The sequence below is a fragment of the Viridibacillus arvi genome (assembly GCF_001274945.1).
Taxonomy (GTDB): Bacteria; Bacillota; Bacilli; order Bacillales_A; family Planococcaceae; genus Viridibacillus; species Viridibacillus arvi.
The window spans coordinates 715,242-737,269 of record NZ_LILB01000005.1; the positions used below are offsets into that span (position 1 = coordinate 715,242).

18 protein-coding genes are annotated in these 22,028 nt (G+C 37.3%); all 18 read right to left on the bottom strand.

Features of this window, described 5'->3' with window-relative positions; genetic code table 11:
* Positions 1-79 precede the first annotated feature (79 nt).
* Positions 80-1,312, bottom strand: a complete 1,233-nt coding sequence (locus AMD00_RS12765) for a M16 family metallopeptidase (RefSeq protein ID WP_053417426.1) — start codon at positions 1,310-1,312, stop codon at positions 80-82.
* 149 nt (positions 1,313-1,461) lie between these two features.
* Positions 1,462-3,573 carry a polyribonucleotide nucleotidyltransferase gene (gene pnp, locus AMD00_RS12770; RefSeq protein WP_053417427.1) on the bottom strand — a complete coding sequence of 704 codons (2,112 nt, stop codon included), beginning with the start codon at positions 3,571-3,573 and terminating at the stop codon, positions 1,462-1,464.
* 182 nt (positions 3,574-3,755) lie between these two features.
* Positions 3,756-4,025: a 30S ribosomal protein S15 gene (rpsO, locus tag AMD00_RS12775; protein ID WP_053417428.1), complete on the bottom strand. Its 270-nt coding sequence runs from the start codon at positions 4,023-4,025 to the stop codon at positions 3,756-3,758.
* A 157-nt stretch (positions 4,026-4,182) separates the two neighbouring features.
* Entirely contained in the window at positions 4,183-5,130 is a 948-nt protein-coding gene (gene ribF / locus AMD00_RS12780) for a riboflavin biosynthesis protein RibF (protein ID WP_053418293.1), read from the bottom strand.
* A gap of 15 nt (positions 5,131-5,145) precedes the next feature.
* Positions 5,146-6,060, bottom strand: coding sequence for a tRNA pseudouridine(55) synthase TruB (truB, locus tag AMD00_RS12785; protein WP_053417429.1), 915 nt, complete (start codon positions 6,058-6,060; stop codon positions 5,146-5,148).
* 79 nt (positions 6,061-6,139) lie between these two features.
* Positions 6,140-6,490: a 30S ribosome-binding factor RbfA gene (gene rbfA / locus AMD00_RS12790; protein WP_053417430.1), complete on the bottom strand. Its 351-nt coding sequence runs from the start codon at positions 6,488-6,490 to the stop codon at positions 6,140-6,142.
* 19 nt (positions 6,491-6,509) lie between these two features.
* On the bottom strand, positions 6,510-6,788 hold the full coding sequence (locus AMD00_RS12795) for a DUF503 domain-containing protein (RefSeq protein ID WP_053417431.1): 279 nt from the start codon (positions 6,786-6,788) through the stop codon (positions 6,510-6,512).
* Positions 6,785-9,301 carry a translation initiation factor IF-2 gene (gene infB, locus AMD00_RS12800; RefSeq protein ID WP_053417432.1) on the bottom strand — a complete coding sequence of 839 codons (2,517 nt, stop codon included), beginning with the start codon at positions 9,299-9,301 and terminating at the stop codon, positions 6,785-6,787. The genes AMD00_RS12795 and infB overlap by 4 nt, the downstream gene beginning before the upstream one ends.
* A 14-nt stretch (positions 9,302-9,315) precedes the next feature.
* Complete coding sequence (locus AMD00_RS12805) at positions 9,316-9,627, bottom strand: YlxQ family RNA-binding protein (protein ID WP_053417433.1); 312 nt, start codon at positions 9,625-9,627, stop codon at positions 9,316-9,318.
* Entirely contained in the window at positions 9,624-9,902 is a 279-nt protein-coding gene (gene rnpM / locus AMD00_RS12810) for an RNase P modulator RnpM (RefSeq protein ID WP_053417434.1), read from the bottom strand. The genes AMD00_RS12805 and rnpM overlap by 4 nt, the downstream gene beginning before the upstream one ends.
* A gap of 84 nt (positions 9,903-9,986) precedes the next feature.
* The gene (gene nusA / locus AMD00_RS12815) at positions 9,987-11,129 is read right to left on the bottom strand and encodes a transcription termination factor NusA (protein WP_053417435.1); all 1,143 of its coding nucleotides are present in this window, start codon (positions 11,127-11,129) and stop codon (positions 9,987-9,989) included.
* A gap of 20 nt (positions 11,130-11,149) precedes the next feature.
* Positions 11,150-11,632: a ribosome maturation factor RimP gene (gene rimP, locus AMD00_RS12820; protein ID WP_053417436.1), complete on the bottom strand. Its 483-nt coding sequence runs from the start codon at positions 11,630-11,632 to the stop codon at positions 11,150-11,152.
* 133 nt (positions 11,633-11,765) lie between these two features.
* A complete protein-coding gene (locus tag AMD00_RS12825) occupies positions 11,766-16,100 on the bottom strand; it encodes a PolC-type DNA polymerase III (protein ID WP_053417437.1) in 4,335 nt (1,444 codons plus the stop codon).
* Between the two features lie 72 nt (positions 16,101-16,172).
* Entirely contained in the window at positions 16,173-17,879 is a 1,707-nt protein-coding gene (locus tag AMD00_RS12830; protein ID WP_053417438.1) for a proline--tRNA ligase, read from the bottom strand.
* 36 nt (positions 17,880-17,915) lie between these two features.
* Positions 17,916-19,175: an RIP metalloprotease RseP gene (rseP, locus tag AMD00_RS12835; protein WP_053417439.1), complete on the bottom strand. Its 1,260-nt coding sequence runs from the start codon at positions 19,173-19,175 to the stop codon at positions 17,916-17,918.
* A gap of 47 nt (positions 19,176-19,222) precedes the next feature.
* Positions 19,223-20,368: a 1-deoxy-D-xylulose-5-phosphate reductoisomerase gene (locus tag AMD00_RS12840; RefSeq protein ID WP_053417440.1), complete on the bottom strand. Its 1,146-nt coding sequence runs from the start codon at positions 20,366-20,368 to the stop codon at positions 19,223-19,225.
* Between the two features lie 17 nt (positions 20,369-20,385).
* Positions 20,386-21,180, bottom strand: coding sequence for a phosphatidate cytidylyltransferase (locus AMD00_RS12845; protein WP_053417441.1), 795 nt, complete (start codon positions 21,178-21,180; stop codon positions 20,386-20,388).
* Between the two features lie 3 nt (positions 21,181-21,183).
* The gene (locus AMD00_RS12850) at positions 21,184-21,969 is read right to left on the bottom strand and encodes an isoprenyl transferase (protein ID WP_053417442.1); all 786 of its coding nucleotides are present in this window, start codon (positions 21,967-21,969) and stop codon (positions 21,184-21,186) included.
* Between the last annotated feature and the right edge of the window lie 59 nt (positions 21,970-22,028).

The following is a 22,028-nucleotide window of genomic DNA, read 5'->3' on the forward strand; positions in this document are numbered from 1 at the left end:
TATTATGTATATGCTTTTGCCCTGTTTTTAGTGATTTTTTGCTTCAAAGGAAAAAAGAACAAAAGAAAAGCTAAGGGCATTAGTTGCTTCCCTTAGCTGGTGTAATCACGGAGCTTGCAAATGGTTGTTTTAAATGGTCATTAATAATTTGATTTACTGATTGTACAGTTACTTGTTTGAGTTCTGCTAGTGCTTTTTCAATTGTGCGATCATAACCAAATACAAGTTCGTTTTTAGCATTGCGACTCATAAAATCATATGCTGTTTCTAATCCAAGAAGCAAATTACTTTCAAGTTGTTCTTTTGCAAATAGTAATTCTTTTTCAGTAATACCTTCTCGGCATATCGTATCAATAGAACGAGTAATTGTTTGCTGCAACAAAGGTAGCTGATGTGGCGAAGTGCCAGCATAAATCACAAATGCACCGGCATCTTGATACGCAGAATAATAGGAGTAGACAGAATAAGCAAGCGCCTTTTCCTCTCTTACTTCTTGAAATAGACGAGAAGACATAGAATCTCCCAACACACTATTTAACACAACTAAGCTTAATAGATTAGGTGCTTGCATACTTAACCCTGGATAGCCCAATGCCAAATGCGACTGTTCTACTTGACTCTTCTTTTCAATTTTCGCCGGAACAAAAGTTGGCGAAGTAAAAATTGTAGGCTCATATGATTTTGTTGTTGGGAATTGATTGAATAATTTCTCAATCGTTTGAATTAACGTTGGCGACAAATGACCCGCAACTGAAACTACTACTTGTTCGGGACGATAATGCTGGTGCATATATGCCAGAAGGTTTTCACGATTAAAGGTTTTTAATGTTTCTGTTGTTCCTAGTATCGGTGAACCTAATGCGTTATTTGGAAACATTGCTTGCCATAATCTTTCATCTACATCATCGTCAGGTGCATCTTCGGTCATTGCAATTTCCTCTAATATCACTTGTCTTTCCTTATCAATATCTTCAGGACTAAATTTAGAATGGAAGAACATATCAGACAAAATCTCAATTGCTTTTTCTGCATGATGATCAAGAACTACTGCATAATAACATGTATTTTCCTTTGATGTGAAGGCATTAAGTTGCCCTCCTATACGATCAAATTGTTCAGCTATATCTTTTGCTGAACGTGTATCTGTCCCTTTAAATAACATATGCTCAATAAAGTGTGTCATACCATTTTCATGCGGTTGCTCGTATCGAGAACCTACATTTACCCAAATCCCCATTGCTACTGAACGTACATGCGGTATATCTTCCGCAACGATTCGTACTCCATTAGCACAAATATGTTTTGTAACCAAATAGTTTCCTCCTTATAATACAAGCAAAAGAGGTCGCCGTTTTGCTGGAAACGGACGACCTCAATAATTTTAACATTTATGATGTTTAGACACTCAAGTTGTTAGCGAGAAGTATTGAATTGGAATCCCCTGTTGCGGATGTCCTCAGATTACTTTTGCTCTGCGCGTTCTTTTTCTTCTTTTAATACTACTTTACGAGAAAGGTTTACACGACCTTGGTTGTCGATTTCAATGACTTTAACAAGTAGTTCATCTTCTAATTTAAGAACATCTTCTACCGCTTTAGTGCGCTCTTCTTGAATTTCAGAAATGTGTAGTAAACCGTCTTTACCTGGGAAGATTTGAACAAATGCACCGAATTTTTCGATACGTTTTACTTTACCCATGTAATATTCGCCTACAACTGCTTCACGTACAATGTTTTCAATGATTTCTTTTGCACGTGCGTTCATTTCTTCATCAACTGAAGAGATGTAAATTGTACCATCTTGTTCTGTATCAATTTTCACGCCAGTTTCTTCGATGATTTTATTGATTTGTTTACCACCAGGTCCGATAACATCGCGAATTTTATCTGGGTTAATTTTAACCATGATAATTTTCGGAGCATATTTTGAAAGGTGATCACGTCTTTCTGGCATAGTTGAAAGCATAGACTCTAGTATATGCATACGACCAATTTTAGCTTGTGTTAACGCTTCTTCTAAAATTTGATTAGATAGACCATCAATTTTGATATCCATTTGAAGTGCAGTAACACCTTTTGCAGTACCTGCTACTTTGAAGTCCATATCACCAAGGTGATCTTCCATTCCTTGAATATCAGTTAAAATTGAATAATGTTCATCTTTTTTAATAAGACCCATCGCAATACCTGCTACTGGTGCTTTAAGGGGAACACCTGCATCCATCATTGCTAGAGTTGAAGCGCAAATACTTGCTTGTGAAGTAGAACCATTAGATTCTAAAACTTCTGATACGCAACGAATCGTGTAAGGGAAGTCTTTTTCATTTGGAATAACTGCTTCTAAAGCACGTTCTCCTAAAGCACCATGTCCGATTTCACGACGACCTGGTCCACGAATAGGTCCAGTTTCCCCTACTGAGAATTGAGGGAAATTATAATGATGCATGAAGCGTTTAGACTCTTCAACACCTAAACCATCAATAATTTGAACATCACCTAGTGCACCTAAAGTACAAACTGAAAGTGCCTGAGTTTGTCCACGTGTGAACAAACCAGAGCCGTGTGCTCTTGGAAGTAAACTTACTTCTGAAGATAGAGGACGAATTTCATCTAATTTACGACCATCTGGACGAATTTTATCTTCTGTGATTAAACGGCGTACTTCTTCTTTCACCATTTTATCTAGAATTTCGCCAACTTGTTTTAAAGTTGCTTCATCTGCTTCAGCTTCTTCGTATTTAGCAACAACTTCAGCTTTTACAGCATTAATTGCTTCTTCACGAGCATGCTTTTCATAAGTTTGGATAGCAGCAACCATGTTAGTTCCGAATTCTGCATTAATTTCAGCAAATAATTCTTCATTTATACCATGTAATATAACTTCCATTTTTTCTTTGCCGACTTCAGCAGCAATAGTTTCTTGGAAAGCAATTATTTTTTTAATTTCTTCGTGACCGAACATAATAGCTTCTAACATTTTTTCTTCAGGAATTTCTAAAGCGCCTGCTTCAACCATGTTAATCGCATCTTTTGTACCAGCTACTATTAAATTAATTGTTGATTTTCCCCATTGTGCGACCGTTGGATTTACGATAAATTCATCGTCAACAAGCCCAACTTGGACACCTGCGATTGGTCCGTCAAATGGAATATCAGAAACCATTAGTGCAAGTGATGATCCGAGCATAGCTGCCATTTCTGAAGGGCAATCTTGATCTGCAGACATAACCATAGAGATTACTTGTACTTCATTACGGAAGCCATCTGGGAATAATGGGCGGATTGGACGGTCGATTAAACGAGATGTTAATACCGCTTTTTCAGAAGGACGTCCTTCACGTTTGATAAACCCTCCAGGGATCTTACCAACTGCATATAATTTTTCTTCATAGTTAACTGTTAATGGGAAAAAGTCTAATGGTTTTGGGTGTTTTGAAGCTGTTGCATTTGATAATACAACTGTTTCTCCATAACGTACTAATACCGATCCATTAGCTTGCTTTGCGAGCTGACCTACTTCGATTTGTAAAGGTCGTCCAGCCCATTCATAGGTATAAACCTTTTTTTCGTTCATTTATTTGAACTCCTCTCTCAAAGAAAACATCTATTCATGTATTTATGTAGTACTATTAGTTTATCAAAAAAGGGAGGCTTATGCGAAACATTTCAATTCTTTATATTCAAATTGTTGTAGGAGGTTAATTTATTGAAGCATAAAGAAAAAGCGGGACAAGCCCGCTTTCACAAAATTGCATGTTATCGACGTAAGCCGAGTTTAGTAATGATTTCACGGTAGCGTGGTACGTCATTTTCACGTAAATATTTTAATAAGTTACGACGACGTCCAACCATTTTGAATAAACCGCGACGAGAATGGTGGTCTTTTTTATGAGTACGTAAGTGCTCATTTAAGTTGTTAATCTCTTCCGTAAGGATAGCGATTTGAACTTCTGGTGAACCAGTATCACTTTCGTGTACACGGAATTCAGCAATGATTTCGTTTTTGCGTTCTTGTGTTAGTGCCATCCTATTCACCTCCTAAATTGAAATATCCCCAAATGCTGAGCAAACGTTGGTGATTCGAAAGCCAAGCAATGGTTCAGTGGTTGCAAATGAAATACATCATTTAGAGCAACTCACTTATGAAATAGTAACATAAGCGCCTAATAGAATCAACTATTATCTAACGTTCACGTAAATATTTCATTGCAGTTGCCTTATCTATTTCGATTTGCCTTTTTAGTGCATCGATTCCATCAAATTTTTGTTCTGATCTTAAATGCTTATACCAATCTATTTGTACTTCTTCAGCATAAATATTTTTGTTGAAGTCCATAATATGTACTTCTATTGATAAGTTTTTTTCATCAGGGTTTTTGAAAGTCGGTTTATATCCCACGTTACAAACACCATCGAACCATTCATTTTGTACTTGCATTCTTACAGCATAAACACCATTTGCAGGTATAAACGTCCCTTCATGCGCTTGAATGTTTGCAGTTGGAAAACCAATCTGACGTCCGCGTTTATCACCATGTACGACAATACCTGGAATTTGGAATGGTCTTCCTAGTAGACTATGAACAGCTTCCATTTCACCCATTTGTAACAACTTGCGAATTCTAGTAGAGCTAATTTTCTCCTCTTCTTGAACTTGCTTTTCAATTACAGTAACTCCAAAGTCTTCATTGCTAAGTGACTCCATATCTTCCATTGTTCCTTTACCAAATGCACCAAATGTAAAGTCAAAGCCTGCTGTCACATGTTTTACATTTAAATTACGAATAAATACATCTACAAATTTACTAGGACTAAGCTTAGCAAAATCCGAAGTGAAGCGTACGACGAATACCGTATCAACTCCCATACTTTCAAGGATATCTAGCTTTTGCTTTATTGGTGTAATATAAAATACTTGTTCTTTACTTTGGCCTAATACAATCGAAGGGTGAGGATCAAACGTCATAACAGCTGTTTTTAAGTTTTTCTCGTGTGCTTGCTTTTTCGCATGCCCAATCACCGCTTGATGACCTCGATGTACTCCATCAAAAAAGCCAATTGCAAGCGAATAGGGTCCTTCAATATTTGGATGACTAATTTGGTGAGGGTACATTAATTGAATTACTTTCATCATAAAGACTGCCTCCTAATCAACAGCTGGGAACATTTTTTCTGGCTTCATAAGCCCATCTTTTGTTGGGTGCTTAATATAAATAGCAACCGCTTTCCCACTTTCTACAAATACTATTTTATCATGTTCTTCTAGAGAAGCGTGCATAGGAAGTACTTGTCCATTTGTAATTTGCTTATGATTCTCTTCATTAACTTGGAAAGTTGGATAATTAGTTAATGCTTGCTCAATTGGCATTATTACTTTATCCAATTCCCCCGCCTCAGCGATTTCACGTAATTCAGAAATTGTGACACAATCTTCTTTCTTGAAATTCCCAGAAGCTATACGAACTAGTGAGGCCATATGCGCAGGATACCCTAACTCTTCACCTATTTGTACTGCTAAAGTGCGAATATATGTCCCTTTACTACATGCAATGCGAACTGGGAAAGTGATTGTAGTACCTTCATAAACCAATTCATCATCTAATAGTTCCAAGCTATAAATCATAACATTACGAGATGGACGTTCTATAATCTGACCTTGGCGGGCGTATTCATATAATTTTCGGCCGTTTACTTTTACTGCAGAATACATCGGTGGTGTTTGTGAAATTTCTCCAGTAAGGTTTGCAAGTACCTGTAATAATTGTTCACGAGAAATGGTTTTGACACTACTATCTTCAGAAACTATTTCCCCTTCAGCATCTTCGGTTGTAGTAGATGTACCAATTGAAATAACAGCCTCATACGTTTTACCTGCGTCTGTCAAATACTCTGCTAAACGTGTTGCATTACCAATACAAATCGGCAAAACACCTTCTACACCTGGGTCTAGTGTACCAGTATGCCCTACTTTTTTCGTTTGCAATATTTTGCGTAGTTTAAATACGCAATCGTGAGAAGTCATTCCCCGTTCTTTCCATAGAGGAAGAATGCCATGTTGCATTCGTTTCAACTCCTTTTAGTATATATAATTTAAAGACAGAAAAAGCCTGCAAATAATAAGGTTTGCAGGCTTGTTTCAATTATTGATCTTTTGATTCATGTAGTTGACGTAAAAGCGTGTCAATTTTATTACCATATTCTGCTGATGAGTCGAACTCAAAGAATAATTCTGGTGTAATTCTTAAACGAATACGTTGACCAATTTCAGAACGAATAAAGCCTTTTGCTTTTTCAAGTCCTTTTAATGTGTCCTGACGCTCTCTCTCAGTACCTAAGCAAGTAATATAAATTGTTGCTTGTTGGAGGTCACCTGTTACTTCAACATCTGTTACAGTAACAAATCCGACACGAGGGTCTTTTAGTTTACGAACGATAATATCGCCGAGTTCCTTTTTCATTTGTTCTGCAACACGGTTCGCGCGCATACTCATAATCGTTTCACCTCAATTTTTATAAGTACTCTCTTTGTATGTTTAGTCGTTCCCATTCGGGGTTTGATTCTAGAAGTTGGAGAGCACGAGTGAGCTCACGATCTGCTGCATCCTTAGAAGAAGCTACAGTAACAATCGCGAGCAATGCTCTTTGCCAAACATCTTGATGGTCAATTTCTGAAATGGAAACATTGTACCGCTGTTTTGTGCGGGTAATCATACGTTGCAAGACAGCACGTTTTTCTTTTAATGAATGGGCCGCAGGGATGAAGAATTCACACTCTGCGTAGACAATCATTTGCGTACAATTTCTTCCATAATGAATGCTTCAATTACATCTTCTGTTTTAATATCATTGAAGTTTTTCACTGTAAATCCACATTCATAACCTTTAGCTACTTCTTTAGCATCATCTTTGAAACGTTTTAAAGAGTCTAATTCGCCTTCGAAAATAACGATACCCTCACGGATAACACGAACGCCACTATCGCGCGTAATCTTACCTTCAAGTACGTATCCACCAGCAATTGTGCCGACTTTAGATACTTTGAATGTTTCACGAACTTCTGCAGAACCAATTATTTTTTCTTGGAATTCAGGATCTAGTAATCCTTTCATTGCAGATTCGATTTCTTCAATTACTTTATAAATAACACGGTGTAGACGGATATCTACGCCTTCAGCTTCAGCTGCGCGTTTCGCATTTGTATCTGGACGTACGTTGAAACCAATGACAATTGCATTTGATGCAGCTGCTAATGAAATATCAGATTCTGTAATTGCACCAGCACCTGTGTGGATGATACGTACATTTACACCTTCTACATCGATTTTCATTAGTGAAGCTGCCATTGCTTCTACTGTACCTTGAACATCAGCTTTAACGATTAAGTTTAATTCTTTCATTTCGCCTTGGCTCATTTGTTCAAATAAATTATCAAGAGTTACTCGTTGTTTTTCAGAGCGTTGTGCTTGAATAGCAGTCGTTGCACGGGCTTCCCCTACTTGACGAGCTGTTTTTTCATCTTCGAACACTACAAAACGATCGCCTGCTTGAGGGACTTCACTTAAACCAGTAATTTCAACCGGTGTAGAAGGACCTGCAGTTTTCACGCGACGTCCAATATCATTAACCATTGCACGAACACGCCCATAAGCGTGGCCAACTACAATTGGATCACCGATATTAAGAGTACCATTTTGTACTAATAAAGTAGCAACAGAACCGCGACCTTTATCAAGTTGTGCTTCGATTACAGTACCAATAGCTTTACGTTTTGGATCTGCTGTTAATTCGCCTACTTCTGAAACTAACAATACCATTTCAAGTAATGAATCAATGCCGTCTCCTTTTAATGCTGAGATTGGAACAAAGATTGTTTCGCCACCCCAAGCTTCTGGTACTAGACCATGCTCAGTTAGCTCTTGCATTACACGATCAGGGTTAGCTGTTGGTTTATCCATTTTGTTTACAGCAACAATAATTGGAACTTCCGCAGCTTTTGCGTGGTTGATTGCTTCAACTGTTTGAGGCATTACACCATCATCAGCAGCAACTACTAAAATTGTTAAGTCAGTAATTCTTGCACCACGTGCACGCATTGTTGTGAACGCTGCGTGTCCCGGTGTATCTAGGAATGTAATTTTCTTGTCGTTAACGACTACTTGATAAGCACCAATATGTTGAGTAATACCGCCAGCTTCTCCAGCAGTTACTTTTGTATTACGAATTGAATCTAGTAATGTTGTTTTACCATGGTCAACGTGACCCATAATTGTTACAACTGGTGGACGTTCTGTAATGTTATTTGTATTTACTTCTTCTTGGTCACCCTCGAAGTAAGTTTCTAGGTCTGTTACGTCGATACGAATTTCTTCCTCAACTTCCACACCATAATCAGCACAGATTAGTTCGATAGCATCTTGTTCAAGCTCTTGGTTAATTGTTGCCATAACGCCAAGCATGAATAATTTTTTGATGATTTCAGATGGTTCACGGCCTAATTTTTTCGCTAATTCGCCTACAGATAATGATTCGAAGAAAGTGATTTTTTCTGGTAACTCTTTTTTCACTGCAGGTACAACTGGTTGTGGTCTGTGTTTACGACGTTGGCCACCATTAATACCTGGTTTTTTTCTTTGGTTAAAGTTACGGTTTCCACCTTGTTGGTTGGATTGACCACCAGGGCCGCGATTTGTATTACGGTTTTGACTAGAATTTGTATTCGAGCCAGTTCTTGTATTCGAATTCGTATTTGGTTTATTGTTTGAACCTGTATTTGGTCTTGAGTTTGTGTTCGTATTAGAATTCGAATTTGGTCTTGAACTTGTGTTCGAGTTCGGTCTTGAACTTGTGTTCGAGTTCGGTCTTGAACTTGTGTTCGAGTTCGGTCTTGAGCTTGTGTTAGAGTTCGGTCTTGAATTAGTATTTGGTTTTGCATTTGAGTTAGAACGATTGTTTGAATTTGAGTTTGAGTTGTTTTTTGAAGTGGAATTGTTATTCATAGTACTTCCTTGATTAGTATTTTGTTTTGGTTGAGCAGCGCTAGTTTGTGGTGCTTTTTCTTCTTTTCTAGCGTTCGGACGATTCCCTTGTTGTCCTCTGTTTTGGTGCTCAGTTTTTTTTGGTCCTTGAGATGATTGTGCGTTAATTTTCATTTTAAATACACCATCTAATTTGCTAACTGCATCTTTTTCTAACGTAGACATATGGTTTGTGACGTTTATTTGTAGCTTTGTAAGCTGATCAATAACTTCTTTACTTGACTTATTTACTTGTTTCGCATATTCATGGACGCGTAATTTTGTCATGTATTCACCCCCGGTTAGATTTCGTTGAGAAGCTCGGACAGTTTTTTTGCAAAACCGTCATCCACGATGGCTAATGAGACCCGTGCGTCTTTCCCCGTGGCATGTCCGAGATCATATCTAGTCCCGAACTCCTGCAACTCAACGTTGAAAGAATGACATTTATCTTGCATTTTTTTGCGCGTATTGGCAGAAGCATCTGTTGCTAAAATAACAAGCTTCGCACCATTACTGCGTACTTCTTTAATAACTTGTTCTTCGCCTGAAACGATTTTACGAGCCCTGGCAGCCAATCCAAGTAAATTTAATATAGATTGCTGTGGCGTCATGTTAACGTCTCCTTACGAATGACTTTTAAAAGGTCTTCATATAGTTGTTCAGGAATTTCCACTTCTAACTGATGTTTCAGGACATTTTTCTTTTTCGCTTCTGCAACAGCTGTTTCGGATTTTGAAACATATGCACCGCGACCTGATTTCTTGCCTGTAACATCCACGGAAACTTCGCCTTCTTTAGAACGAACAACCCGGATCATCTCTTTTTTAGGGAACATTTCACCAGTTGCTACACATTTTCTTAAAGGAATTTTTCTGTTTATCGACATAAGAACACACCTTCCTTTTAGCGTAAGAACTTTTGGCCATATTGATTCTATAAGAAGACTTTGCATATGACCAAATGCTTTTACTTATTCTTCGTCGTCTTTATATAAATCAACCTCAACGTCATAATCTGCATCTTCTTCGTCTTGAGCTTCCTCATAAACAACAGTTGAAGATTGACTTGGGTAGATTCCTAATTCTCTTGCATCTGTTTCACTCTTAATATCAATCTTCCAGCCTGTCAATTTCGCAGCAAGGCGAGCATTTTGACCACGTTTACCAATAGCTAAAGATAATTGATAATCAGGAACTACTACTGTAGTTGACTTTTCTTCTTCATCAACTTGTACATCAAGAACTTTAGAAGGACTTAGTGCGTTTGCAACGAATACTACAGGATCTTCTGACCATTCAACGATATCGATTTTCTCACCGTTTAGTTCATTAACAATTGTTTGAACACGGGCACCTTTTGTACCTACGCATGAACCTACTGGATCCACTTCTTCATTATGTGCAAAGACAGAAATTTTAGAGCGATCGCCAGCTTCACGAGCGATTGATTTAATTTCTACTGTACCTTGGAAGATTTCAGGAACTTCTAATTCAAATAAACGACGAAGTAAACCTGGGTGAGTACGTGATACGTATACTTGTGGTCCACGAGAAGTACGTTCAACTTTTGTGATATACACTTTGATACGATCGTGAGGTGCATACGACTCACCTTGAATTTGTTCATTTTGTGGTAATACCGCTTCGACTTTACCTAAACCAACATAAATATTACGTGGGTCTAAACGCTCTACAACACCATTTACGATATCATCTTCGCGATCTACATATTCTTCATAGACAATGCCACGTTCTGCTTCACGGAATCGTTGAGTAACGATTTGTTTCGCTGTAGTAGCAGCGATACGTCCGAAATTACGTGGTGTTTCTTCCTGTTCCACGATATCACCAATCTCATAGGCAGGGTTGATAACTTGCGCATCTTCTACAGAGATTTGTAAGCGATCGTCTTCTACTACCTCTACTACATCTTTTCTTGAATACAAGTGCATTGTACCGCGGTCAAGGTTTAAATCAACACGCACGTTTTGCGCTTGGTTGTAATTCTTTTTATATGCATTAATAAGTGCCGCCTCGATTGCTTCAATAATGATATCACGAGAGATACCTTTTGCTTCAAGTGCATTTAACGCACCAACCAATTCTTTACTCATTGTCTATTTCACTCCTACTATTAACTTTCTGCAGAAAAATCGATTGCTAAACGAGCTAATGCTATTTTATCTTTATCGATAACGACCTTAATTTTTCTTGTTTTAATCTTAACGTCAAGTTCTACACCTGCGTCTGTATAAGATCTCAAATAACCTTCAAATACTTTCATACCGTTAATGGCTTCATATGATTTAATATGCACGAATTGACCGATAGCTTTTTCAAAATCAGCTTCTTTTTTTAATGGTCGTTCTGCTCCTGGAGATGACACTTCAAGGAAATAATTTTGTTCAATTGGATCAGATTCATCCAACTTTAAACTTAATAATTCACTTACTTGAGCACATTGTTCAATGTCAATGCTTCCTTCAGGAGTATCAATGTAAACGCGCAAAAACCAATCGCGACCCTCTTTAACGAATTCAACTTCGACTAATTCAAGGTTTAACCCTTCTACTATAGGCGTTGCAAGTTGTTCCACTGCTGAGATAACTTTGCTCATACAATCCTCCTGACTCACTTCATGTTGTCATAACAACAGAAAAGAGCGGGAAATCCCACTCTTTTGCTGGCGTTCTATCAACAAATTAATTAAATAAATGATAGCACAGTATAGCCCGAAATGCAAATAAACCCTAGAACAGAGAGAGTTGGTTAGCATCTGGCATACCTTCTAAACAACCGAGTTTATCCATATATTCGATTAATGTTTTTGATACACGTCCACGTTGTTGTAAATCTTCTTTTGATAAGAATTCGCCATCTTCTCTTGCTTTAACAATGGCAAACGCTACGTTGTTACCAAGACCAGGAATTGCATTGAAAGGAGGAATTAAACTATCCCCATCAATCACAAATTCCGTTGCTTTAGAACGATACAAATCTACCTTTTGGAAATGATAACCTCGTTCGCACATTTCCAAAGAAAGCTCAAGGACAGTTAGCAAGCTTTTTTCTTTCGTAGAAACTTCCAAACCTTTTGCATCAATTTCATCAATTTTTGACTTAATCATCTGCGAACCATTCACCATCGCGATAAGATCGAAGTCAGAAGCACGCACACTAAAGTATGCACAATAATAAAGAATTGGTAAATGTACTTTAAAATATGCAATACGCACTGCCATTAATACATATGCAGCGGCATGGGCTTTTGGGAACATGTATTTAATTTTCTTACATGAATCAATGTACCACCCAGGCACTTTATTAGCTTTCATTTCTGCTTCAAATTCTTCTGATAAACCTTTACCTTTACGCACTGACTCCATAATTTTAAAGGCCAATGATGGTTCCAATCCTTGATAGATTAAATACACCATAATATCATCACGACAACCTATAACTTCAGATAACACACATGTACCATTTTGGATTAATTCACTAGCATTTCCTAACCAAACATCCGTACCGTGAGATAGTCCAGAAATTTGGACAAGCTCTGAAAATGTCGATGGTTTCGTTTCTTCTAACATTTGACGAACAAATCGTGTACCGAACTCAGGAATACCCAAAGTACCTGTTTTACAATTGATTTGCTCGGCTGTTACACCTAATGACTCTGGTCCATTGAAAATTTGCATAACCTCTACGTCATCAGTAGGAATTGTTTTAGGATCAATTCCTGATAAATCTTGTAGCATACGAATAACCGTCGGATCATCATGGCCAAGTATATCTAGTTTTAAAACGTTATCATGGATTGAGTGGAAGTCGAAATGCGTTGTTTTCCATTCAGAATCCTGTGCATCTGCTGGAAATTGAATCGGCGAGAAATCGTAAATATCCATATAATCAGGTACTACGATAATACCTCCTGGATGTTGCCCTGTTGTTCGTTTAACACCCGTACACCCTTGTACAAGTCTGTCTACTTCTGCACCACGGAAATTTAAGTTATTGTCACTTGCATAACCTTTTACATAGCCATACGCAGTTTTCTCTGCGACCGTACCAATTGTTCCTGCTCTATACACATATTCTTCACCAAATAATACTTTCGTATAGTTGTGGGCTTGTGGTTGATATTCACCACTAAAGTTAAGGTCGATATCAGGAACTTTATCTCCTTTAAATCCAAGGAAAGTTTCGAACGGAATGTCGTGGCCGTCTTTTTGATAAGGAGTACCACATTCAGAACAATCCTTATTCGGTAGGTCAAAGCCTGAACCAACAGAACCGTCATCAAAAAATTCTGCATGCTGGCAATTTGGACATACATAGTGAGGTGGTAAAGGATTTACTTCGGTAATTTCCATCATTGTTGCAACAAGTGACGAACCTACCGATCCCCTAGAACCTACCAAGTAACCATCATTTAATGATTTCTTCACAAGTTTATGTGAAATTAAATAAATAACAGCGAATCCATGACCAATAATCGATTTTAACTCTTTTTCAAGACGTGCTTCTACAACCTCAGGTAAGTTGGGTCCGTAAATAGAGTGCGCCATATCATAACTCATATTACGTACTTCCTCATCTGCACCTTCAATTTTAGGTGTATAAAGATCATCTTTTACTGGCTTCACATCACCAATCATATTAGCAATATTCTGAGGGTTTGTTACAACAATCTCTTTCGCAATATCGTCACCTAAAAAAGCAAATGCATCTAGCATTTCGTTAGTCGTGCGGAAATGTACTTTTGGTAATGTATGACGATTCAATGGGTTTGCCCCACCTTGTGAACGGATTAAAATTTGACGGAATATAGCATCATTTTCATTTAAATAATGAACATTCCCTGTCGCTACAACAGGCTTGTCTAATTTCTTTCCTAACTTTACAATTTTACGGATGATATCTTCTAAGTTCCACTCATCACGTACAAGTTCACTATCAATTAAATGTGAATATACAGCTTTTGGATGCACTTCTAAATAATCATAGAATTTTGCAACTTGTTCTGCTTCTTCCATTGATTTTTGCATAACTGTTGTGAAAACTTCACCTTTATCGCAAGCTGAACCGATAATTAATCCTTCTCGGTACTTCGTCAACATTGAGCGTGTAAGACGAGGGACGCGGTAAAAAGTTTGCGTATGTGAAAAGCTTATAAGTTTAAAGAGGTTCTTCAGACCGACATTATCAGTTGCTAAAATTGTACAGTGTGTCGGTCTAGCTCGTTTGTATGAATCTCCTCCACCTATATTTTTGTTGAAATCATCGTGATATTTAATGCCCTTTTCATCCGCTTCTTTTAAGAGATGTAAAAGTAGGAATCCCGTAGCTTCTGTATCATAAATAGCACGGTGATGTTGTGTTAATTCTATATTGAACTTTTTACATAAAGAATTTAATCTGTGATTCTTCATTTCAGGGTGTAAAAAACGTGCAAGTTCCAATGTATCTATAACTGGATGATTCTTTTCATCAATTCCTGCTTTTTTATAAGCCTCATATAAGAAACCTATATCAAATGAAGCATTATGAGCGACAACTATTCCATCACCAATAAATTCATGGAATTTTTTAATCATATCTACAACTTCTGGTGCGTTTCTAACCATATCATCTGTAATACCTGTGAGTTCGATCGTTGTCGCAGAAAGAGGGTGATGCGGATTTGCAAAACTCTCAAATTTATCGACAACTTCACCATTAACGATTCTGACAGCAGCGAGCTCGATTATAGTGTCGTATGCAGCTGATAATCCAGTTGTTTCTACGTCAAAGACAACAAATGTATCCGTTTCAAGTAGACGATGCTGTTCATCATACGCAATAGGTACACCGTCATCTACTAGATTAGCTTCTAGTCCGTATAAAATTTTTATTCCGTGCTTCTTACCCGCATTATAGGCATCCGGGAAAGATTGAGCAACAGCATGATCTGTAATTGCAATTGCTGGATGTCCCCACTTAGCTGCTTGGGCAACGAGATCACCAACAGATGTAACAGCGTCCATTTGACTCATTGGAGTATGAAGATGTAGTTCCACACGCTTTTCACCTTCTGGAGCGGTATCTTTACGTAAGACAGGCTTTATCTCCATAATATCTTGTGCCATAACAATTAGATCACGAACAAATGTATCATTTTGAACCGAGCCACGCGCCTTCACCCACATACCCTTTTTAGCCTGCTGCATAAGTGCAGCGTCCTCTTTATCTCGTGAGAACATTTTCACTAAAATGGAATCAGTATAGTCGGTAATTTTCAAAGTAAGAAGTGATCGACCACTACGCAACTCTTTTACTTCTGCAGCGAAGACAAATCCTTCAATTGTGATGCGGCGTTCTTCATCTTGAATTTGTTGAATTTCCATCATAGCTTCATCAGGCTTAATAGGGACCCCAAGCTGGAATGGACGGTCTGAAACGTCTACACCACTTGGATTATCATTGCGTTCTTTTTCACGCTTTTGCATATCTTCGACAGCTTTTTTCGCAAAAGCTTCCTCTTCTAAACGGCGTTGTTCTAAAAAGGCATGTTGTGCTTCTGCTAATGCTTCAGTTGATTCATTTAGTTGGAAATCAATTGGCATATGCGGGAATCCATAGGTTTCATAAGCGTCCGCTATAATGTCTGTATACTTTTTCTTAAGTGTCATCATTTCAAGCTCTTGTTGACAATTAATCATCATTTTCTGACCATTCCACTCAGGCAGCTGTTTCACTAAACCTTCTCGCAATGGTGGTGATAGTTCATCGATGTCTTCAATCACTTTTAGCCAATAATCTGTAACCAATTCCTTTGATATTGTTTGTTGCGGAGCTTCAATATCCAATTCAATTTGTGCTATTTGCGAAAATGCCTTTGTTAATCGTGTTTCAAATTCGCGATATACTCCAAATGGTAAAATCGCAGGTAATTTGAGAGAAAATCGCCAAACGCGTTCTTTTTTGTGTACGGTCATTCTAGCTAATTCTGCTGCATTAAAATAAGGCATATAAACGTCTTCTGTTAATTCAATTTGTTGGAGCAGTAGTTGAAACTTCAACTTTGCATCTTGCTCGTTTGTCATTATCCCACCTACCTTCTGTAAAAAAAGAAAAGAAGTACATTAAAGTACTTCCCCCTTTTGACTCATTCGACATTACTCAGCGTGAAAAAAGTTATTCAAACGATCGACTAACTCTTCTTTAGCCCATTCGAAAGTTTCGCCAGACTGTCTAAATTTCACTTCTAAAATACCTTCTGATGCTTTTTTACCAATAGTAACACGTACTGGTAACCCGATTAAATCTGCATCTGCAAATTTAACGCCTGCACGCTCTTTACGATCATCATAAAGCACATCATAACGATATGATTGTAACAATTTGTACGTTTCTTCTGTTAAATTCTTTTGTGCTTCATCTTTTTCATTCACTGAAATCAAGTGAATATCATATGGCGCAATTTGTTTTGGCCAAACAAAACCATAGCTATCTTGGAATTGTTCTGCAACCGCAGCTACAAGGCGAGACACACCAATACCATAACAACCCATAATAAATGATTGAGCTCGTCCATTCTCATCCAGGAAAGTTGCTTTCATTGAGTCACTGTATGTTGTACCTAGTTTGAATACATGCCCAACTTCAATACCCTCAGCAAATTTAATAGTACCCTTTCCGTCTGGAGATGGGTCGCCAACTTGGATAAAGCGTAAATCTTCAAAACGATCAATTGCAAAATCGCGGCCTGGATTTACATTAATATAGTGGAAGCCATCTTCATTTGCACCACATACACCATTACGGATAGATTTGATTGCATGATCCGCAATTACTTTTACATTAATCGGAAGTTTTACAGGCCCTAAAGAACCAACATGACTACCTAATAAATCAAAGATAACTTTGTCATCTGCTAATTCAACAGATTGTGCATCAAGTGCGTTCTTCAATTTAATATCGTTGATTTCATGATCTCCACGAGCTAATACAACAACTAGTTCGTCGTCTACATTAAATACTAATGATTTAATACAAGATTCAGGTGATACTTTTAAGAATTCAACAATCTCGTCAATTGACTTCTGGTCAGGCGTAGAAACTTTTTCAAGTTCTTTCATATCTTCATTTGAATGACTATACTCAACGTTTACTTCAGCCATTTCAATATTAGCAGCAAAACTTGATTCATCAGAGAAAGCAATTGTATCTTCTCCAATTTCAGATAGCACCATAAATTCGTGTGTATCTTTACCGCCTATTGAACCTGAATCTGCAATAACTGCACGGAAGTTCAAGCCAAGTCGAGTGAAAATATTCGTATAAGCTTTTACCATATCATTATATGTTTCATCTAAACTTTCACGTGTAGCATGGAATGAATATGCATCTTTCATAACAAATTCACGACCACGTAATAAACCAAAGCGAGGGCGCTTTTCATCACGGAATTTATTTTGAATTTGATAAAGTGTTAATGGCAATTTTTTATAAGATTTTACTTCGTCACGCACTAAAGAAGTAATAACCTCTTCATGTGTAGCTCCCAGTGCAAAATCACGGTTATGACGGTCTTTTAAACGCATCAACTCTGGGCCATATGCTTCCCAACGTCCTGTTTCTTGCCAAAGCTCAGCTTGTTGTAAAGCAGGCATTAACAATTCCACAGCATCGATTGCTTCCATTTCTTCGCGAACAATTTGTTCTATTTTTTTAAGTACTTTTGTTGCTAGTGGTAAATATGAATAGACACCACTTGTATTTTGACGAATAAAACCTGCACGTAATAATAGCTGATGAGACTTAACGTCAGCATCAGCAGGTATTTCACGTAAGGTTGGGATAAATGTTTTACTTTGTTTCATAAAAACCACACCTTTTGCGTTATTTATAAATATTTATTAAAAGAAAAATCTTTGAATATCGTTCCAAGTTACGACAATCATTAAAATCATTAACAACATAATACCAACAAAATGTACCATACCTTCTTTTTGGCGATCAATCGGTTTGCCACGTATAGCTTCAAAACCGAAGAATAATAGACGTCCACCATCTAAAGCTGGTAGTGGTAATAAATTCATGATTCCTAAGTTGATACTTAAAATAGCTGCCCAGTTCATGACATTTGTCCAACCGTATTTAGCTACCTCTTCAGTTGCTTTGTAAATACCAACAGGACCAGATAATGCATCTAGTGTAAATTTACCAGTTACAAGCATACCTAATAGTTCAAATATTTTCATTGTCCATGTATACGTTTGTTCCACACCATACGAGAATGCTTTTAGTGGATTTTTTTCCATCGGACTTGAATATTGTACACCTATTTGCCCCATTTTTTGTTCATTTACTACAACTTCTTTTGGTGTTAATACAATTCGCTCTTTTTCCCCACCACGTTGTACATCCAAAGTCATTTCTTTTTTCGGGCTATTTTGAATAGCTTCAGATAATTCTTGCCAACTGTCAATCGCTTTGCCATTTATAGCAGTAACGACATCCCCTTTAACTATACCTGCCGCTTGAGCCGGACTACCTTTTACTACATCAGCAATAACTGGCTCATTCGTTGGAATTCCCTGAACTAGTCCAATAACAATGAATATTATGCATGAAAGGATAAAGTTAAATAACGGACCTGCAAAAATCGTCATTGCACGCTTACCTAATGATTTTGAATTAAATTGACGATCATAAGGAGCAATAATTGTTTCAGTACCATTTTCATTAATAACTGCATCACGCGCTACATCATAACGTACAAGATGCTCATCTTCGTCATAGCCTTCAATCCACAATTCTTTTTGTAGATCCGCTTTTTCAACTTCCAAAAATAACATGTCCGGTAGTTGCTTATTTTGATTTAATACAATTTTTTCAATTTCATCTTTGTCATTCAGTTGCATACCGATTCTATAACCAGGTTGTAGCTCGATATTGTCCATATCGTCTCCAGCCATTCGTACATAACCACCAAGTGGAAGTAATCGAATAGTATACAGTGTTTCACCTTTTGTAATCCCTAAAATTTTAGGTCCAAAGCCGATTGCAAATTCTCTAACTAAAATACCTGAACGTTTCGCAAAAATAAAGTGACCAAGCTCATGAAAGAATACAATTGAGCCGAACACTACTATGAATGCAATGATTGATTGCATGGAATCCCACCTTCTTCAGCTTGAAAAAATATCATTCAATCCTGTAGTTATTTTATCATGCTTTGAACTGATTTTCTCGTTTCTTTGTCTACGTGTAAAATAGTTTCTAAATCAGGTTGTAAAATGTTCACGTGTTTGTCCATAATTCGTTCAATAAGATCTTCAATTTCCAAGAATTTAATCTTTTCTTGCAAAAATGCTCCAACAGCTGCTTCGTTTGCCGCATTCATGGCTGTAAGAATTGTCCCTCCCATTCGACCTGCTTGATATGCGAAATCAAGGCAGCGGAAACGTTGTAAATCTACATTTTCAAAATGTAATTGAGATATCTTCGCCAAATCAAGGCGTTCTGCGGTTGAACGTGGTAAACGTTCTGGATAACTAAGTGCATATTGAATTGGTGTTCGCATATCAGGTGTCCCTAGTTGAGCCATAATACTAGTATCATGATATTCAACCATTGAGTGAATAATACTTTCTCTATGTATTAACACGTCAATATTATCATAATCCACATCATATAACACTGCCGCTTCAATGACTTCAAGCCCTTTATTCATCAATGTTGCTGAATCAATTGTAATTTTAGCTCCCATTGACCAGTTCGGATGATTTAACGCCTCTTTTATAGTAACGTTTTTCAAATCTTCACGCGTTTGGTCGCGGAAACTACCACCTGAAGCAGTTAAAATTAATCGTGAAATGTCTTTTCGGTTCTCACCGTGCATCGATTGCCATAAAGCTGAATGTTCACTATCTACTGGTAGAATTGCCACACCATGTTTTTTTGCTTCCGACATTACTATATGACCGGCAGTAACTAATGTTTCTTTATTAGCAATGGCGATATTCTTCTTAGCTTTAATCGCAGCTAATGTTGGTTCTAATCCAACACTACCTAATACTGCGTTGACTAACACATCAGCTTCAGGGCAAGTAGCTACGTCTATTAAGCCTTGTGCACCAAAAACAAAATCCGTTTTAGGAAACTCTTTTTGCAATGCAACTGCATCTTTCTCAAATTGTACTGATACGATAAGAGGTTTAAATTCCTTAACAATTTCACGTGTTTTTTCGATGTTTTTCCCTGCTGAGAAGGCTACAAGTTGAAACGAATCTTTATGGTCCTTCACAATATCCAACGTTTGAATACCAATAGATCCTGTTGCGCCTAGTAAACTAATTGATTTCATCAAAATAATCTCCTTCTTCATCCAACAAAGTGCAAGAAATGCAACAATGGTAATACAAATAATAAACTATCAAAGCGGTCTAAAATACCGCCATGTCCAGGTAATATTTTACCTGAGTCTTTCACATCATAATGACGTTTAATCGCTGATTCTACTAAATCGCCCATTTGACCGAATATAGAAGCAATAATCGATACAATAATTAAAGTGACATATGTTGTTTCAATACCAACAATCAATTGGAATAGTATTGCAAAGACAATAGCGGTAACAATCCCGCCTATAAATCCTTCAATTGTTTTATTTGGTGAAATTTCTGGCCATAATTTGTTTTTTCCAAGCTTGCGCCCAACAAAATAAGCACCTGAATCAGTTGTCCACACGATAACTAAGGCATAGATAACATATTCTAACCCTTCCACTCGTGTTTCAATCAAATAGTGGAAACCCATACCAACATAAAGCACACTTATGATAACAAATCCTACTTCATCAAAAGTGAACTTGTTTTTAATTAGCACTGTATAAATTAGTAATAGAATAGCACCTAAAAATAGAAATTCCATTTTCGAATAAGATGTTACTTCTAAGACTTTCGCTTCCCAATCATTTGGCATTAGCAAAATAAACATTGTTAGTAATGTTAAAATGCCTGGTACTGAAAATAGCGAAATGCCTTTCATTCGTAAAATTTCATACAGACCAACTGCTGCCATCGCATATACTAATAACGAAAATGGAAGTCCTCCCAAAACAACAAATGGTATAAATAACGCAGCAGCAATAACGCCTGTGATAATACGCTGTTTCACGTTTTATTCCCCTTTCAATCCTCCGTATCGACGATTACGTTTTTGATAATCGTTCACCGCATCTAAAAGTGAATGTTCGTCAAAATCCGGCCAGAGCGTGTCAGTAAACCAAAATTCAGTATATGCTAGCTGCCAAAGCATAAAATTACTCAAACGAATTTCTCCGCTTGTACGAATTAATAAATCAGGTTCTGGTAACTCACTGGTCATTAAATGTGTTGAAATACTATCTTCTGTAATATCTTCCACGGTAAGTTCACCATCTTGAGCTTTCTGAACTAATTGTTGTACCGCTGATACTATCTCAGATCGACTACCATAATTAAGTGCAAAATTTAATACCATCCCTGTATTTTTTTCCGTTTCTTTCATCGCTTTTTTTACAGCATTTTGTGTATGTTCAGGAAGAGAGTCCATTTCTCCAATCATAGCGATTCGAATATTCAGTTCCATGAGTTCGGGTAAAAATGAAGTTAAAAATTCCTCAGGTAAGCGCATTAAAAATTCTACTTCCATTTTAGGGCGCTTCCAATTTTCAGTTGAGAATGCATACAAAGTAAGAGCCTGCACACCAATCCTATTTGCAGCCCTTGTAATTTTACGGACATTCTTCATACCTTCATGGTGACCAGCGACACGCGGCATTGCACGTTTTTTTGCCCAACGACCGTTACCATCCATAATAATAGCAATGTGCTTGGGCACAATTTCTCCAGTCATATCTGAAATTCGTTCCTGTAAATTTCGATTTTGTTTATCTGATTTTCTCCATACGAGTTTATTCAACATTTAGAATCCTCCACTAGCTTACAAATCGGAACGTATACTTCATCTATCATATCAAAAAT